Genomic DNA, 16,933 nt, shown 5'->3' with positions numbered 1-16,933 from the left:
ATCATTTGATTTTACAGATTACTTATTAATATTCAAACGTACCAAAGGGCGATTTAATTGTTAGTGACTTCTCATTTGAAGCCTCAACGCGCCCAACGATCTGAGCATCTATATTGAAGGATTTAGAGATCTCAATAATATCCTGAGCCAGACTTGGATCTACATACAATTCCATTCTATGTCCCATATTGAAAACCTGATACATCTCTTTCCAATCAGTACCGCTTTCTTCTTGAATAAGTTTGAATAGTGGCGGAACCTCAAATAGATTGTCTTTAATAATGTGCAGATTTTCAACAAAATGTAAAATTTTAGTCTGCGCTCCACCACTGCAATGCACCATCCCGTGTAGTAAACTTTTATCTACGGAAGCTAAAATCTTTTTAATCACAGGTGCGTAAGTTCGTGTTGGAGATAACACTAATTTTCCGGCGTCTAACGGACTCGCTTCAACGGAATCTGTAAGTTTTTTAGAGCCACTGTACACCAAATCTTCCGGTACAGCTTTATCAAAACTCTCAGGGAATTTTTCGGCTAAATAGTTGTCAAAAACATCGTGACGTGCAGAAGTAAGACCGTTACTTCCCATACCACCATTATACTCTGTTTCATAAGTAGATTGACCAAAACTAGCCAGACCTACGATAACATCACCGGGTTTAATATTTGCATTATCAATAACATCTTCTTTTTTCATTCTCGCCGTCACCGTAGAATCTACGATTATGGTGCGCACGAGATCACCAACATCTGCGGTTTCCCCACCGGTACTTTTGATAGAAACACCGTGCTTCTCAAGGTCAGCTATCAATTCTTCGGTACCATTTATGATTGCAGAAATGACTTCGCCGGTGATCAGGTTTTTGTTTCGGCCAATCGTTGACGAAAGCAAAATATTATCGGTAGCACCCACGCAAAGAAGATCGTCGATATTCATAATTAACGCATCCTGAGCAATTCCTTTCCAAACGGAAAGATCGCCGGTTTCCTTCCAATACATATAAGCGAGTGAAGATTTGGTCCCGGCACCATCAGCGTGCATAATTAAACAATGCTCTTCACTACCGGTCAGATAATCAGGGACTATTTTACAAAATGCTTTAGGAAATAATCCTTTATCGACATTTTTAATGGCATTATGCACTTCTTCCTTACCGGCAGAAACACCACGCTGAGCGTAGCGTTTAGAAATCTCTTGACTCATGATTGTTAATTATTTGGCAAAAGTAAGAAATAAAAACGTCCTGATATTTCAGGACGTTTTTAAAAAAAGCTTTTTACTACTATTCCCAATCTGGCATTGACGCGTTAGTAAAGAGTAGGTCGTCATTTGAGAAATTATTTAGAGTTGAAATGTAAATCTCAGGTTCTGAATTTAGATTACTCGGTTTTCTAGTAAAAATGATTTCTCCTTCTGATGGCGACCAACTAGGTTGCACATCATTCAATCCTTCGGTTACTCCATTATTTAAAAGCGCTTCAGAATTTGTATTGAGGTTATATATGTAGATCCGGCTAGAAAATTGACGATATTGTGTGTTTTCTGAGCCAGAAGTATCCTTAGCATAAACAAGCCTGCTTCCGTTTGCGTCTAAGTCAATACCTGTTACAGCACCCGGAGTGTTTCGGTAAACCATTTGCTCTATTGTTCCTGACGATAAACGCACCGTATATACACTTACGTTATAGCCGTTGCTATCATTGGTCTTCAAGGCGATTAAATTGTCGTCAAATGCAGCCGCACTCACTTCTGAAATAAAACTTCCGTCAGGAGTTTGGTAGATTAAAGAAAGACCTCCACCATCAGGATTAATGCTATAAAGCTTGTCAAAGCTAGGATAGTATAGTTTTCCTCCGTTTTGTGCCCAAGTATAGTTGAGCTCACTAACTCGAAATCCATTTAAAGGAATAGCATTAGTCACCTGCTTTATGTCTGAACCATCTAAATTCATGGTGTGCAGTTGTGTTGCTCCATCGACAGTTCTTAAAAACGCGATTTTGGAGGTTTCTACATTACGTCGCGGCTTAAAGCTATTATAGGTCTCTGAGGTAAGTTGAAACTCATTAAAATTAATCTCTCCGGTATTTTCATCATCAGCATCTTCATCGTTACCCCCTGAAAAAATCACACTATTCCCATTAATAGATCTTACATATAGAAAATCATTTTCAGGCGTTGTAGTTGTACTAAATTGTCCTAAAACGCTTTGCACAGGTTCATTTTCTCCATCAGTTGCAGTTACTTGCCAAAAATAATTGCTTCCATACCTTAACTTTTCTACTGTTGCCATAGTATCAGCAACAACTTCTATATTCTGGATTTCATTTGTAGTTCCATTTCTAAGTTGTAAGGTATACACAATTTCATCAGTATCATTAGCAGATGATGACCAGACAAATTCGACCTTTGCCTCTAAGTCAGAAGCTCCATTTTCTGGTGAAAGTAACTCGGGAACTTTAGGAGCTCTGTTTTCATCTCCACCTACAACCAATTCAAAACTTACACTGCTGCGTTGTTCACTTAAAATGGTCACCGCTTCAAAAGCATCTGTATAGCCTTCCAACTCTGCTTGAACAGAATACTCTCCTGTTTTTACTGCTTCAATCAAAAAATTACCATCAACATCTGTAAACACTGTGCTTGATGAAGGATTAGTAACTATTTTCACATTAGCTAAGGGCGTTTTTGAAACAGCATCAACCACAGTACCGTCAAGCGAACCTATACCATTTTCTTCAATAGTATCTTCGCTACAAGAAAGCATTAGACCTACTGTTAGAATTAAAAAGTAAATACAATTATTTTTCATTGTTCTAATTATTAACAGGGTTAGTTGCATCAGTTGGAGTTTGAATTGTTGCCTTTTTAGCAAAATCGAAGTAGTATTTTAATCCAACGCCCAAATTCAAGTAATGATCATCTCTTTTACCATTTATAAGGTTATCTACCTTATCGGTGAAAGTAACATTATGTTCTGCCCATAATTTGAGCCCAATTTTAGAAGATAGAGCATACTCAAGACCTGCACCATATTGAACTTTTGCATCGGTTTGACCAGCATCTAGACCTAATGATTCTTCATTTTCAGAAAAGCCCAGTAGAACTCCACCTCCGGCAAATAAATAAGGAGATAACTTATCATTTTTTAAAAGTTTGAATTCGGCATTCAAATCAACGCTTGCAAAATTTTGATCATAGGTATCTCCCGTTTTAAAATTTAAATACGCTGCATTAAAATTTAGACTGAAACTTTGACTCAATGCTTTTGTATATCCTGCCTTAATCATAGCCCCAAAACGCTTAGCACTATAATCTGCATCAAGCATCGTAGTACCTAAAGAGAAGTTCAAGGCATTAGTATACTGCTGCTTAAAAAATATACGATTATACAACCCAGTACTTTCGGCAACTTCTTTGTCTGCATTGTAAGCGGTTACTAATTCTTCATTAACTGCATTTCCGCCTTTAGCAGACCAATATCCATCTGCTATTCCTTCTATAATTAAATCATGAACAGCTTTCTCAACAGCGTCTTTCACTGCCAATTGAACGGGTTCATTGCGAGTGATTCCCATCTCAGTTTCTAATAAGCGTTGAAACTTTACAAAGCGAAACAAACTAGCATCTAGCGCTTGTGACAAGATGGTTTTAGAAACATAAACCGTTTTTAATATTTCACCATTACTGGTAGAGACCATTCTTAAATAGACCGTGATACGGTCTTGCCTATACTTTGCCGAACCTCCAAGTCCAAAATAACGAGCACCAACACCTCCCGTAATTATATTGGTATCATACGACACAATGCCACCTTCTAATAAAATACCGGCATATTTAAGTGGTGGAAGCGGTGGCTCATTGGGGTTTAAGTTTTTTATATACTCTTGCTTTGTGTTTCTAATGATATTGCGCTCTGTTGAAAGGTTGCTTAGGTTTTCTCGCTCTATAGGAATAAACCAACCACTATCTTCGAGCGCCTTTAGTAAGATTGCCGTAGAGCCTTGAGTTACCGCAGTACTAAACGTACTACCATTCTCAACCGCTTTGTATTGCCCTGTTTGATCTGAAAAATTATAAACTGCCACTTCCACAGGAGCTTGGGCCGGTGGTAAGTTTAATAGGTTTTGAGTAGACTTAGAGTATTCCCCTAAACGTGCCGGGGTTTGATCAAAAGGTTGGTTGAAATAAGTTCCGCAAGAATTTAAAGCGGTAATTAAAAATACCGCTGTAATGACTTTGTAAAATTTCATCTTGATTTATTGATTTGGGACTATAACTTGAGTTTGCTCACCTGTAGAAGTATCTAGAATATTGATCACTAACCCTTCTTCACTTTCAAAAACTTCAACGGCCAGCGTTCCATAGGTAAATGTACCTTCTTCAGTAAAATCACCAATTCCTTCTATTTGTTGTTGAAGCAGTGTTCTTGAAATCTGACTCAAAACTTGTTTATTCAAATTATCACCAAATTGTTCTAATTCTGACTTTTGATCTTCAGCACTCAAACCTTCTTTTAAACCATTTTGTACAGTAGCCGAACTCAATAACCAATTATAGTTAAAGGTGTCCCCTCCAAAAGCCGGGTTAAGCGGTTTGTAAGTAAATTGCTGGGCGTGCATGGAGGTTATTCCTCCAAATAATAGAATTAAAAAAGTAATTGTTTTCATATTAATAGTGTATAAACTTATCCTTCTGTTGTTCTAAAATCTGCAATCGCTCTACAACCTTACTAATTGCGATGCTTGCGTGCTGTTCAAGATATTTGCGCTGAGGTTGGGCAAAAAATTGCCAAACGACAAAATCATCTATTTTAACCGAGATGCGAGTAGTTCTTGATCTACCCGGAACCTCAAGAATTCTAATATTCTTGGAAGACTTTATATCTTTATTGTAGAAAAGGGAATAAAAGTATTTGTAAAAATCTCTGCCCGCTTTTGTGATTGACTTTTGTATTACCAGACCTTGTAGTTTAAAACCATCTTGTGGAGCAGCTTGATCTATTTGATCTGAAGAAATGGCGATGAGATTTCCCTCTAAATTGTCTAGATTCGATAGACTACCTTGTTCTAACTCGATCCTATCTTTACCTATAGGTTTACCGTCTTGATCATAGATTAATAAAACGATAATTGTTTTGTTAGAGACAGCATTAGATAAAACTAAGGTTTGAAGCTCCTTTTTTTCGTACGCACTTAATACGAACCTTTGTTTATCATTATCTTTTGAAACTGTGCCGTCAGCTTGAGTTTTAAAAATTAAAAAATCATATTCTAGGGTACGGTCTACAGGAGATTTATTTTCTGCCAATGCAAAAAATTTTAAAAACTCACTATTTCGCTCTATCCTTATAGACGCTGCGACCTCTTTATTATAGAATTGCGCGTGCGTTTTAACCAATGAAAAAAAAAGAAGAACACTATAAACACTTATAATTTTCAATTTTACAATAGGTTTAATTAGCACATTTTCTAGTTTACAAACCCAAAAGAATCACTACGTATAATCAATACCGGTGATGCTTCAGTTTGCTTAAATTGTAAGGACTCGGTGAGTTTATTTACCCCGAGTCTTTGAAAATTTAAATCATTTCCTTGTTGTTGTATATCTAGCGAAATATCTGCATCACGATTATTAACAAGGTCATAAACCGTATTTCGATTACCTTCTTGAAGAATATCTGAAATAGCTGTTTTAACCTTATAATCTAAGCCTACATAGTTTTGATCTCCTACTTGATTTATGTTGATTTCACTGGCCTGAGCAACTACATTTATCGCGGCTGTATTGTAATCGCCAATCTGACTCAACACTACACTATTCCCTCTAAGAGTTGCATTGCGATCGTTTTGAGCAGTTCCAACACCTAAATTGGTTAATATTTGAGCAGATACCAGTTCTTTTTCTACTAATTGTTTTTGATCATCACTATTAGTTTCATTTTTATACGTTTGAGCATATGCAGATGTCATAAGAAGAATCAATATTGCCGTAAAAAAGAATTTTGGTTTCATAAAGCGTCTTTTTTTAATTTATAAAGAGTGGACATACTTTTTAGAAGTATGCCCACCTTTACAAGAATTGTATTACGCGGTTTTTATCATCCTACGAATACTCATAGTCTTAAAGTGAACCCGATGCACGAGCCATTGCAGGTGCAGTAAGACCTACTCTAGTAACAGCCGCAGGAGTCTGAAGTCCGCTGTTAAGAATAGTACTAGGACCAACTTGAATAACATCTAGAGAATTCCCTCCATTAGGTGCAGCCCCTGGTACATCTTGCTCTGCCTTCCAGCTGTGTCCACCGTCTTGGCTTATAACAATTGAGTTCCCTACCCCGTACTGAGCAGTTTCAGCAGCGTTCATATCTCCACTTTGCATAATATCTACCACGTGACCACGTCCTCTTTGTGTAGCAACTGCATAGTTATCATCTCCTGTTTGAGAAATAGTAGCATCTTGATTTCTACCATTTTGACCTGTAGCTACGTAGTTATCATCACCAGTTTGTGTTGATTGTAAAGAATTTCCGCGACCACTAGCGCTTCCGTAAGCATTTTGAAACGCATAAGCTTCATTACCTTTACCATCTTGAGTTTGATTAGAATAATCTCCATTAGTAGTGCTAGTACCTGCACCAAATTGATGAGACTCCGCTACGTTATCGTGACCAGACTGGGTTTGAATAGCTTCACTATAATCTGATTGTGTATTAGGAGTACCGTTCATAACTTCACCAACTGATGTTACTACAGCGTATTCTGCAGTATTAAAAAGAGCGGCTGAACTTCCGGTATCAACACCTTGGTTCACTAAAGCTACGTTTCCTTTGGTATCACTATCAGTAGTTTGAGTTTGCTCTGATTTGTTATTATTACCATAAGAGAAAACTCTAGCGTAATTACGACCTTTCATTCCATCAGCGTTTTGATTGATCAACGCCTGATTATCATCACCATACTGTTCAACTAGTGCCTCGTGACCTTTACTATTTTCCGGGTCAGCATATTGATTGATCTCAACCATATTACCAACACCTCCTTGTATTACTAGAGCATCACTATTGTCATAAGTTTGTAAGATTTTAGTGGAGTTATCATCTCCGTATTGTTGAACGGCTGCATAATTTTTCTCTGCTTGATTAGCTGTTCCCTGTTGAATATCCGCTTTATTACCTACGGTACCCCCGGCCGCAAAAGGATTATCGTTATTCTGATCTAAGATAACCTCATTAAAATCACCTTGTTGCTCAAGTCGCCCATCATTGTTCTGACCTATTTGTGTAGAATAAATAAGATTAGATTCGCCACTATCAGCCGCATTACCATTTACATCGCCCATCTGAGACATAGATACCTTATTGCCCGCACCGGTTTGATACCCTACAATTGAGTTTTTCTCACCTTCTTGACGGGCCTTAATATCATTCATAGCCCCTGGCATTGTTGCATTTTGCTCAGTATACCCACGGTTTGCTGTAGCTGCCGCTGCTGGAAGCTTATCTGCCGTGGTAATATTTGAGTAATCAATGATACCCCCTATAATTGGCGTATCACTTAGATCGGCTTCTGAAGCCTGAGTGCTGGTTTGTGCAAATGCTACTGCCCCAAACATTAGCGCTGCTGCGCTTAACATAACTTTTTTCATGATTGAAAAGTTTTAAATTAATAATATATAGAATGGTTAATAAAATACTATTTCAATCTTTTGACCCTAAAAGAGAGGGGGCTCTAGCCAAAAGAGATTTTGAGGGGAAGTTGAGACTGAAGTACTTCTTTCAGCCTCAATGCGATGCTAATTTATAAAAATCTAAAGCTCAGATTTTAAGAAGATTGTAACTTTTCGATGAAATTCACGCATAACGAAAACGTTGTAAATAAAAATCGTAGAGCCTGCCTACTCTAAAATACGAGAAGGGAAAAACACCCTTTATGTTACCCTAAAATATTTTGTAGGATTTAACCTACTAAAAAAGTAAGAAATTCACAATTAATTTACATAGTATTAATAGTGCTGAGGCTCCTAATACACCAAAAATTTGGCACCAACTTAATTTAAATTAAGCAGTTCACGGTTTTTAGCCAAAGGCCATAATTTATCTTCAACCATAAGTTCGAGTTTATCTGAAGCATACCGTATAGAGTCAAAAAATGGTAATACTTTAGTCTGGTATACCTCTGCTCTTCCTTTAGTATCTAGTGCATTAGCCTTTTTTCTTGCTTCGATCATAAAACTTATTTCTTTATTGATCGCACTAATATATTTCGATATTTTCTGAATAAGCTCTAGTTGTTCTTGAGCCAACTCTTGATAGTCGGCTTCGTAGATATTCTTTAGTCCATTTACATTTTTGATCAATAGATTTTGATAGCGTATCGCTGTGGGAATTATATGATTTCCGGCAATGGCGCCTAGAACTCTACTTTCAATCTGAATTCTTTTAATATATTCTTCTAATTCAATATCATAACGCGCTTTAAGCTCAACGGTATTCATCACTTCCATTTCTTCAAATAGGCTTGAAACTTGATTTCCTATTTGAACTTTTAAAGCTTCGGGAGTAGTTCTATTATTACTCAGTTTTCGCTTCTTGGCCTCCTTTTCCCATTCAGCACTATAGCCATCACCTTCAAACCTTATTTTTTTAGAAGACTTTATATACTCGCGCAGTACATTAAAGATCGCATCATCTTTTTTCATGCTCTCCTTATCTATTAGCTTATCTACTTCTGCTTTAAAATCTTTAAGCTGTTTGGCTACGATTGTATTTAAAACAACCATGGGTCTTGCGCAGTTTGTAGTGGAACCTACAGCTCTAAACTCAAATTTATTTCCGGTGAACGCAAAAGGTGATGTCCTGTTCCTATCTGTATTGTCCAACAAAATTTCAGGAATTTTACCTACCACATTGAGTTTTAAATCTGTTTTTTCTTGTGGTGACAATTTTCCATCTGTTACTTTTTCTAATTCGTCAAGAACAGCGGTTAATTGTTTTCCTATGAATACCGACATAATCGCGGGCGGTGCCTCATTGGCACCCAATCTGTGATCATTAGAAGCCGAAGCCACAGATGCCCTAAGCAATGCTTCGTTTTCTTGAACCGCTTTAATTGTATTGACGAAGAAGGTAAGAAACTGTAAATTTTTCATCGGAGTCGTACCCGGACTCAACAAGTTGACTCCGGTATCTGTTGCCAGGGACCAATTATTATGTTTTCCGCTCCCGTTTATTCCGGCGAAAGGTTTTTCGTGAAAGAGCACTTTCAAATTATGACGGCTAGCAATACGGTCCATCAAATCCATGATGAGCGAATTATGATCTACCGCAAGGTTGGCTTCCTCAAAAATTGGAGCCAACTCAAATTGGTTTGGTGCGACCTCATTATGCCGTGTTTTAACAGGGATTCCTAAAAGCATACATTGCTGCTCTAGTTCTTTCATAAAATTTAGCGCACGTACCGGAATGGAGCCAAAATAGTGGTCATCTAATTGTTGCCCTTTAGCCGGAGCGTGACCAAGCAAGGCTCTCCCGGTTTGCATGATGTCGGGGCGAGAAGCTGCCAGTGCTGAATCTATCAAAAAATATTCCTGTTCCCAGCCTAAAGTAGCCGTGACTTTAGTGACACTTTTATTAAAATATTTAGCGACCTCTGTGGCGTGATGATCAATGGAGTTGAGGGCTCTTAACAAAGGTGTTTTGTTATCTAATGCCTCTCCTGTATACGATACAAAAACAGTAGGAATACAAAGGGTGGTATCTAAAATAAATGCCGGTGATGTAGGATCCCAAGCGGTATACCCGCGCGCTTCAAAAGTATTTCTAATTCCACCGTGAGGAAACGATGACGCATCTGGTTCTTGTTGAACTAATTTTGCACCTTCAAATTTCTCGATAGCCCTACCTTCTGAAGTTTGTTCAAAAAACGCATCATGCTTTTCTGCCGTAGCTCCGGTTAAAGGCTGAAACCAGTGCGTATAATGGGTTGCACCTAATTCTAACGCCCACTGCTTCATCCCGGCCGCAATACTATCTGCCATTACACGATCTATTTTTGCTCCTGTGTTTATGGCGTCTTCCACTGCTTCAAAAGCATCCTGAGATAAAACTTGACGCATCGCATCTTTTCCAAAAACGTGTTTACCAAATAACTCAGAGCGCTTTTGTGTCTCTAGGATCGTTACCGGCTTTCTGTTTAGGCTTTCTTTTAGGGCAAAAAATCGCAATGTCTCCATTTTAAGGCTAATTTTTATGAAATTCAGAATTCAAACGTACAAAAATATATGATTTCATAATACACCCCTATTTTTTAGGGGGCTTATTAAATTTATTCCGTTAATAAGAAGCATCACCCCCTATTTTTTAAAGATGCAGATATTAAAGAAATGTTATATTTGTTTCTAGTTTAATTCAAAAAAAATTTAAAATCAATTTATTATGGGCAAATCAAAATTAGAGTATCTCTGGTTGGACGGTTATACACCTACTGCCAATCTTAGAAGTAAAACCAAAGTAGAAGAAGATTTTAGCGGGAAGTTAGAGGACTGTCCTGTTTGGTCTTTTGATGGTTCTTCAACAAAACAAGCCGAAGGAGGCTCTTCTGATTGCTTATTGAAGCCCGTTGCAATATATCCAGATCCTGCTCGTAGAGATGGATACTTAGTAATGACTGAGGTTCTTAATGCTGATGGTACTCCACACGAGTCTAATGCAAGAGCAACAATCGATGATGAAGATGATGATTTCTGGTTCGGTTTTGAACAAGAATATTTCATTATGGATAAGAACACACAACTTCCATTAGGTTTCCCTGTTGGTGGTTATCCGGGTCCTCAAGGTATGTACTATTGCTCTGTAGGTGGTAAAAACACACACGGTAGAGCATTTGTTGAGGAGCACGCAGATCTATGTATTGATGCTGGTCTTAACTTTGAAGGTATCAACCAAGAGGTTGCTAGCGGTCAGTGGGAATTCCAACTGTTTGCAAAAGGAGCTAAAAAAGCAGGTGATGAAATCTGGGTAGCTCGTTATTTATTACAAAGACTTACTGAAGAGTATGGTTACTATATTGAGTACCACCCCAAACCAATTAAAGGTGACTGGAATGGTTCTGGTATGCACGCTAACTTCTCTAACACAACATTGAGAACTGCTGGCTCTAAAGAAGTTTACGACACTATTTGTGAAGCTTTCCGTCCTGTAACTGCTGAGCATATTGCAGTATACGGTGAGTTTAATGATCAGCGTTTAACTGGTCAGCACGAGACTGCTTCTATTCACGATTTCTCTTACGGAATTTCAGACCGTGGAGCTTCAATCCGTATCCCAATTATTACTGTAGAGAAAGGATACAAAGGATGGTTAGAAGATCGTCGTCCTGCATCTAACGCAGACCCATACAAAGTAGCTGGTCGTATCGTTAAGACTGTAAAAACAGCTGAGAAAAAAATCTAATCTTTTTTTTTCAATAGAAAGGAAAGCCCGCAACTTGCGGGCTTTTTTTATGTCTAAAAATGAAACTACTTTGAGAAGTGGTATGCCGTCTGTTTTAGTCACTAGTTTTTAACTAAATGCCAGCCCAATAAAAACACAATACGCTGCAAATAGAATGAAACCTTTCCAACGGTTTAATTCTAATTTTAAGGGAAGATAGCCTAGCGGAAGTAATACTACTGCGAAACCTAATAACCAAAACATATTATTTAAAATACTGTCGTCGAGCACGCGTATGGGAGTGATCATAGAAGTCAATCCTAAAACCGAAGCAATATTGAAAATATTAGAACCTATAAGGTTTCCTAAAGAGATCGCTTTTTCCTTTTTCATCGCAGCTATAATCGAAGCTGCAAGCTCAGGAACACTTGTACCTATAGCAATTACCGTTACCGAAATCGCATAATCACTCACACCAACAGATTTTGCAAGATCCTTAGCGCCCATTACCAGCCATTCTGAACCAAAATATAATGCCGATCCTCCTATGAGGAGCCATACCACAATTTTAAAGTAAGACGTTTTGGAGAGTCCGGCGTCGATCTCATCATTTTGCCCTTCTTCTGTTGGCCGGGCATTTTTCGCTCTGCGAATAAGCAAAACAAGGTATGCGATCAATGCAAAGAACAAGATAAATCCTTCTAGCGCAGAAATCATAGCATCGTTTACCAGAGCCAAATAAAGACCTAGTGAAAACAACACCATAACCGGCCAGTTGAATTTAAAAAAATCACTGTCAATCCCTAAAGTCGAAATGATTGCGGTAAGACCTAAAACCAGGGCTATATTGGCAATATTGCTGCCAATTACATTGCCTAAGGCAATATCAGGCGAACCGTCTAATGCGGCTTGAAGACTTACTAAAAGTTCAGGTGCAGAGGTTGCAAAAGAAACCACCGTTAAACCAATAACCATTTTAGAAAGATTCAGCTTAAAGGATAACCCCACGGAAGCCCTAACGAGAAACTCCCCTCCCACTACTAGCAGCATCAAGCCTATTAAAACATATACAATACTCATCAAACTTTATTTTGTGGCTGCGAATATAAACAACCCATTAGTAACAGAGCTGCCAACTTAATTTGAGCCCTTGAGTGCTTGATGTAAGCGCACCGTTTGTACCGCTTCCTTAACATCGTGCACACGTAAAATTGACGCTCCTTTTTGTAGCGCAATCATATTTAAGGCGGTCGTACCATTTAAGGCTGAGTTTGAATCCACACCTAATGTATTTGTGATCATTGATTTGCGTGATAGACCTATTAAAATTGGTAGCTCGAGAACTTGCAGTTTTTCGGTAGCATTTAGTAATTCAAAATTCTGCGCTACGGTTTTTGCAAAGCCTAAGCCGGGATCAACAATAAGATCATTAATTCCCAGTGCTCTTGCAGCTGCAACCCTTTCGCTCAAATAAAAAATCACTTCGTGAACAACATCTTCATATTCCGTAAGATTCGTCATCGTCTGTGGCGTCCCACGCATATGCATCATAATATAAGGCACTTGTAGTTTGGCAATAGTGGTAAGCATTGCCTCATCAAGAAAACCTGCACTAATATCATTGATCAAGGCAGCTCCGGAGTTTACTGCTTCTTGAGCGACTTTAGATCTGAAGGTGTCAATAGACAATAAAACATCTGGATAATTTTTCAGTAATAAGTTTACGACAGGAATTAGACGTGCACACTCCTCGTCTACGCTAACATCTTGAGCTCCGGGGCGCGAACTGTAAGCTCCGACATCTATAAATGTTGCGCCATCGTTGAGCATTTTTTCTGCCTGCGCTAGAATATCTTTTTCATTTTTATAACTTCCGCCATCGTAAAATGAATCTGGCGTTACGTTTAAAATCCCCATCACTTTCGGAATTTCAAAATCTATAAGTTTTCCTTTACAGTTAATGCTAGTCATGAATTGAGGGATGTTTTTCTAGATTGCTTATTTTAGGCGAAATTTACAGAAATTAGATGACCTCGATGCGCGAATGCACAGGTTTGAGCGTACATCTTTTATTCCTCTCAATACTATTTAGAATAATTTACAAGTTAATGGAGCAAACTTCAGCACAATACGACGCAGTCATAAAAACGTGTCGGGATTTATTTTCTAAAAAAATGAGCGATTACGGAAGCGCTTGGCGTATACTAAGACTTCCTTCGCTTACTGATCAAATTTTCATAAAAGCGCAGCGCATACGCGGTTTACAAGAAAATGCGGTTCATAAGGTTGATGAAGATGAATCTTCTGAATTTATAGGTATCATTAATTATTCAATTATGGCTTTGGTTCAGTTAGAGAAAGGTGTTGTTGACCAGCCAGATCTTAATCTGGAAGAATCGCTTGAAGCCTATGACAAGCAGATCAAGATCACTAAAGATTTGATGATGAATAAAAATCACGATTATGGCGAAGCCTGGCGCGATATGCGCATCAGTTCGTTAACAGATCTCATCTTACAAAAACTCTTGCGGGTAAAGCAAATTGAAGACAATAAAGGCAAAACGCTTGTTTCTGAAGGCATAGATGCTAATTATCAAGATATGATCAATTATGCGGTTTTTGCACTTATTTTAATTGAAGAATCTCATTCAAATAACTGATCATTTTGAAAAAACTCATCGGCTTTATACGCGTTTTTGTTGGCGTATTATTTATCATCTCAGGCTTTGTCAAACTAAATGACCCTGTCGGTTTTTCCTTTAAACTTCAAGAGTATTTTGCTCCAGATGTTTTGAATATGGAGTTTATGAGTCCGTTTGCATTGGGGCTCGCCATTATTTTAGTAATTATAGAACTGGTTCTAGGAGTTGCGCTTATCATTGGCTACTACAAGCGCTTGACGATGTGGCTGCTTCTGCTGATGATCGTATTTTTTACCTTTCTCACTTTTTATTCGGCTTATTTTAATAAAGTGACAGATTGTGGTTGCTTTGGCGATGCATTACCGCTCACACCCTGGCAATCTTTCACTAAAGATGTGATTTTGCTGATAATGATTGTTTTTCTGTTCATCAACATCAAACACATCAAGCCGTTTTTCTCAAACTTTAGCAGATCGATCATCATATTTGCCACATTCATCGCTTGTTTAAGTTTTGGATATTATGTCTTAATGCATTTACCGGCAATCGATTTTAGAGCGTATAAGGAAGGTGTAAATATTAGCGAAGGGATGACCATCCCTGAAGGTGCGCCGGAAGCCGTTTTTGATTATCACTGGAAATTCAACATCAACGGGGAGGAAAAAGTTATCACAACACAAGGGGAATATCCTAGCAGTGACGGAGAGTTTGTAGCAGTAGAAACTGAAGTTGTTGAGAAAGGCTACGTGCCTCCGATTCACGATTTTACCATTGAAAAAGACGGTGAGAATTTCACTGAAAAATTCTTAAACACTCCAAACCTTATAGTGATCATCGCTTACGACCTCAGCAAAACAGAATGGAATGGTTGGCCGGTGATTAAAGAGTTAACCAACGAAGCGCTCAAAAAAGGATATTCGGTTATTGGGCTTACAGCTTCGGGAGATGCTTCTGTTAATGATTTAAAAGAAAAACAAAACATCAATTTTGATTTTTACTTTACCGATGCTACTACCTTAAAAACTATTGTGCGCAGTAATCCTGGAATTGTAAAGTTGCACAATGGCACCATTATTCAGAAAAGACACTGGAATGATGCTGATGAAATTGAGCTTGAAACACTTCCTTCTGCAAAAACCTCACTTGATCTGAAGTTAAAGCATCGTCTGGATAGTATCGCGCGTTACGATCAATTATACCGACCAATTCTACAGGAAACTGATGAGCAAAAACGCAAAGCATTAGCTGAAAAATCTGGTCTAAACCTTGAAGATTATTCCGGTGACCTATGGAAAAAACAGCGTATGATTGACACCAGTAATCTTAAAATCGTCAAACACATTCTTGATACGCAAGGTTACCCCGGCAAATCTGTGGTGGGCGAACCTACAAATCTCATTGCGCTCGATGTTATTGAACACAATCCTATTCAGATTGAGCAATATCTTGAGCTGTTTAAAAAGGCTGCCGAAGCCGGCGAAATTCCTAAATCTAGAGTTGCTGTTCTTGAAGACAAGTATTTAATGCAGAACAACAAAGAACAACTTTACGGAAGCCAGGCGCAAATAACCGCAGCCAACGGATTTTTCATCTGGCCGATTAAAGATGTTGCGATGGTTAATGAGCGTAGAAAAGCCGCCGGCTTTGAGCGTAGCATTGAAGAATATGTAGCCGATTTAATGGGTAAAGACGCTAAGTTTAAAGCCCTCAAACTTTCTGAAATCAAAAGACTCTGATTTTTTATATTTTAAATAAATTAGGATATGCACTACTCACACTCTTTGGGGTGATTACGGTAGTGTTTTTATTATTCACCGTTTTACCAGGTGATCCCGCAAGAATGATGCTTGATCAAAATGAAGACCCCGAGCAACTTGCAATCATCAAACACAAATACGGTTTTGATCAGCCGGTGCTAACACAATACGGTTATTATTTAAATGATCTTTCGCCGATTTCTATTCATCAAAATACCGGAAACGGCTACACTAGCCTTGTATCAGAAAAATACGCGTACACTAAGCTTATAGATTTTGGTGCGCGTTCTTTGGTTTTAAAAAAGCCCTACTTGAGAGAGTCTTTTCAGAAAACCGGAAAAACCGTTGTTGAGGTTATTTCAGAAACCTTACCCAATACGATCGTTCTTGCGGTAAGCGCTATTTTCATCGCGATCAGTTTAGGTATTCTGCTGGGTATTGTTTCGGCAAATATGCGTGATACGTGGCTTGATAAAACCATTCAGGTGATCAGCACTTTTGGGATGAGTGTTCCTAGTTTTTTTAGTGCGATCCTCTTTGCGTGGTTATTCGGTTTTGTGCTTAATAAGTATACTAATTTGAATATGACCGGAAGCCTATATGAGATGGATGATTTTGGCGAGGGCATTCACATTCAACTTAAAAACATCATTTTACCGGCGATTGTTTTGGGAATACGACCCCTTGCCGTTGTGATTCAATTGATGCGAAATTCTTTACTCGAAGTTTATAATCAGGAATACATACGCACAGCGAAAGCAAAAGGGCTTAATCAGCGTCAGATCGTTTGGCGTCACGCACTAAAAAATGCTTTGAATCCCGTGGTTACCACTGTTTCTGGTTGGTTTGCTTCAATGCTTGCCGGTGCCGTCTTTGTAGAATATATTTTTGGATGGAATGGCCTTGGTAAAGAAGTAGTAGACGCGCTGAATACTTTAGACCTTCCTATAATTATGGGGGCTGTTTTAGTAATAGCTACAACTTTTATTCTCATCAACATTCTCGTAGACATTATTTACGGAATTCTAGACCCTAAAGTGCGTATTAGATAGGTCAAATGTTGTAGAATACGCCGACTAATCCTAATTTTATATTTTATTTCATT

Annotated in this window: 14 protein-coding genes; 4 read left to right on the top strand and 10 right to left on the bottom strand. The window is 38.2% G+C overall.

Going from position 1 to position 16,933, the window contains the following annotated elements; genetic code table 11:
* Positions 1-25: 25 nt before the first annotated feature.
* From LDL79_RS11940 to LDL79_RS11905, 8 genes are all read right to left on the bottom strand, one after another.
* Positions 26-1,204: an AIR synthase related protein gene (locus tag LDL79_RS11940; RefSeq protein ID WP_225597835.1), complete on the bottom strand. Its 1,179-nt coding sequence runs from the start codon at positions 1,202-1,204 to the stop codon at positions 26-28.
* Positions 1,205-1,283: 79 nt separating this feature from the next.
* Entirely contained in the window at positions 1,284-2,810 is a 1,527-nt protein-coding gene (locus LDL79_RS11935) for a carboxypeptidase regulatory-like domain-containing protein (protein WP_225597834.1), read from the bottom strand.
* A gap of 4 nt (positions 2,811-2,814) precedes the next feature.
* Positions 2,815-4,251, bottom strand: a complete 1,437-nt coding sequence (locus LDL79_RS11930; RefSeq protein WP_167596339.1) for a CsgG/HfaB family protein — start codon at positions 4,249-4,251, stop codon at positions 2,815-2,817.
* Positions 4,252-4,257: 6 nt separating this feature from the next.
* Positions 4,258-4,668 carry a curli production assembly/transport component CsgF gene (locus LDL79_RS11925; protein ID WP_225597833.1) on the bottom strand — a complete coding sequence of 137 codons (411 nt, stop codon included), beginning with the start codon at positions 4,666-4,668 and terminating at the stop codon, positions 4,258-4,260.
* Between the two features lies 1 nt (position 4,669).
* Positions 4,670-5,308 carry a curli production assembly/transport protein CsgE gene (locus LDL79_RS11920; RefSeq protein ID WP_225597832.1) on the bottom strand — a complete coding sequence of 213 codons (639 nt, stop codon included), beginning with the start codon at positions 5,306-5,308 and terminating at the stop codon, positions 4,670-4,672.
* 161 nt (positions 5,309-5,469) lie between these two features.
* A complete protein-coding gene (locus tag LDL79_RS11915) occupies positions 5,470-6,012 on the bottom strand; it encodes a hypothetical protein (protein WP_225597831.1) in 543 nt (180 codons plus the stop codon).
* A 109-nt stretch (positions 6,013-6,121) separates the two neighbouring features.
* On the bottom strand, positions 6,122-7,645 hold the full coding sequence (locus LDL79_RS11910; protein ID WP_225597830.1) for a hypothetical protein: 1,524 nt from the start codon (positions 7,643-7,645) through the stop codon (positions 6,122-6,124).
* 402 nt (positions 7,646-8,047) lie between these two features.
* Complete coding sequence (locus LDL79_RS11905) at positions 8,048-10,231, bottom strand: glutamine synthetase III family protein (protein WP_225597829.1); 2,184 nt, start codon at positions 10,229-10,231, stop codon at positions 8,048-8,050.
* 202 nt (positions 10,232-10,433) lie between these two features.
* Between LDL79_RS11905 and LDL79_RS11900 the strand changes: the two genes are divergently transcribed.
* Entirely contained in the window at positions 10,434-11,450 is a 1,017-nt protein-coding gene (locus tag LDL79_RS11900) for a glutamine synthetase beta-grasp domain-containing protein (RefSeq protein ID WP_167596333.1), read from the top strand.
* Positions 11,451-11,558: 108 nt separating this feature from the next.
* Here LDL79_RS11900 and LDL79_RS11895 read toward each other — a convergent pair whose 3' ends face one another.
* Entirely contained in the window at positions 11,559-12,509 is a 951-nt protein-coding gene (locus LDL79_RS11895) for a calcium/sodium antiporter (RefSeq protein ID WP_225597828.1), read from the bottom strand.
* Between the two features lie 57 nt (positions 12,510-12,566).
* Entirely contained in the window at positions 12,567-13,400 is an 834-nt protein-coding gene (gene folP / locus LDL79_RS11890; RefSeq protein ID WP_225597827.1) for a dihydropteroate synthase, read from the bottom strand.
* A 137-nt stretch (positions 13,401-13,537) separates the two neighbouring features.
* On the opposite strand from folP, the gene LDL79_RS11885 reads away from it, so the two are divergent.
* From LDL79_RS11885 to LDL79_RS11875, 3 genes are read left to right on the top strand one after another with little or no spacing between them, the layout of a single operon-like run.
* Positions 13,538-14,089, top strand: coding sequence for a DUF1599 domain-containing protein (locus LDL79_RS11885; RefSeq protein ID WP_225597826.1), 552 nt, complete (start codon positions 13,538-13,540; stop codon positions 14,087-14,089).
* A gap of 5 nt (positions 14,090-14,094) precedes the next feature.
* Positions 14,095-15,807 carry a BT_3928 family protein gene (locus LDL79_RS11880; RefSeq protein WP_225597825.1) on the top strand — a complete coding sequence of 571 codons (1,713 nt, stop codon included), beginning with the start codon at positions 14,095-14,097 and terminating at the stop codon, positions 15,805-15,807.
* On the top strand, positions 15,804-16,880 hold the full coding sequence (locus tag LDL79_RS11875; protein WP_225599970.1) for an ABC transporter permease: 1,077 nt from the start codon (positions 15,804-15,806) through the stop codon (positions 16,878-16,880). Before LDL79_RS11880 ends, LDL79_RS11875 begins: the two co-directional genes overlap by 4 nt.
* Positions 16,881-16,933 lie beyond the last annotated feature (53 nt).

This window comes from Leeuwenhoekiella palythoae, from assembly GCF_020310025.1.
GTDB lineage: Bacteria > Bacteroidota > Bacteroidia > Flavobacteriales > Flavobacteriaceae > Leeuwenhoekiella > Leeuwenhoekiella palythoae.
The sequence above is the reverse complement of the archived record's forward strand: the minus strand, read 5'-3'. Positions and strand labels throughout refer to the sequence as shown.

Bases quoted from the DNA above. Each gene is read 5' to 3' on its own strand.
- LDL79_RS11915 (WP_225597831.1), bottom strand. From the start codon at position 6,012: ATGAAACCAAAATTCTTTTTTACGGCAATATTGATTCTTCTTATGACA.
- LDL79_RS11905 (WP_225597829.1), bottom strand. From the start codon at position 10,231: ATGGAGACATTGCGATTTTTTGCCCTAAAAGAAAGCCTAAACAGAAAG.
- LDL79_RS11940 (WP_225597835.1), bottom strand. From the start codon at position 1,204: ATGAGTCAAGAGATTTCTAAACGCTACGCTCAGCGTGGTGTTTCTGCC.
- LDL79_RS11900 (WP_167596333.1), top strand. From the start codon at position 10,434: ATGGGCAAATCAAAATTAGAGTATCTCTGGTTGGACGGTTATACACCT.
- LDL79_RS11885 (WP_225597826.1), top strand. From the start codon at position 13,538: ATGGAGCAAACTTCAGCACAATACGACGCAGTCATAAAAACGTGTCGG.
- folP (WP_225597827.1), bottom strand. From the start codon at position 13,400: ATGACTAGCATTAACTGTAAAGGAAAACTTATAGATTTTGAAATTCCG.
- LDL79_RS11895 (WP_225597828.1), bottom strand. From the start codon at position 12,509: ATGAGTATTGTATATGTTTTAATAGGCTTGATGCTGCTAGTAGTGGGA.
- LDL79_RS11930 (WP_167596339.1), bottom strand. From the start codon at position 4,251: ATGAAATTTTACAAAGTCATTACAGCGGTATTTTTAATTACCGCTTTA.
- LDL79_RS11925 (WP_225597833.1), bottom strand. From the start codon at position 4,668: ATGAAAACAATTACTTTTTTAATTCTATTATTTGGAGGAATAACCTCC.
- LDL79_RS11910 (WP_225597830.1), bottom strand. From the start codon at position 7,645: ATGAAAAAAGTTATGTTAAGCGCAGCAGCGCTAATGTTTGGGGCAGTA.
- LDL79_RS11935 (WP_225597834.1), bottom strand. From the start codon at position 2,810: ATGAAAAATAATTGTATTTACTTTTTAATTCTAACAGTAGGTCTAATG.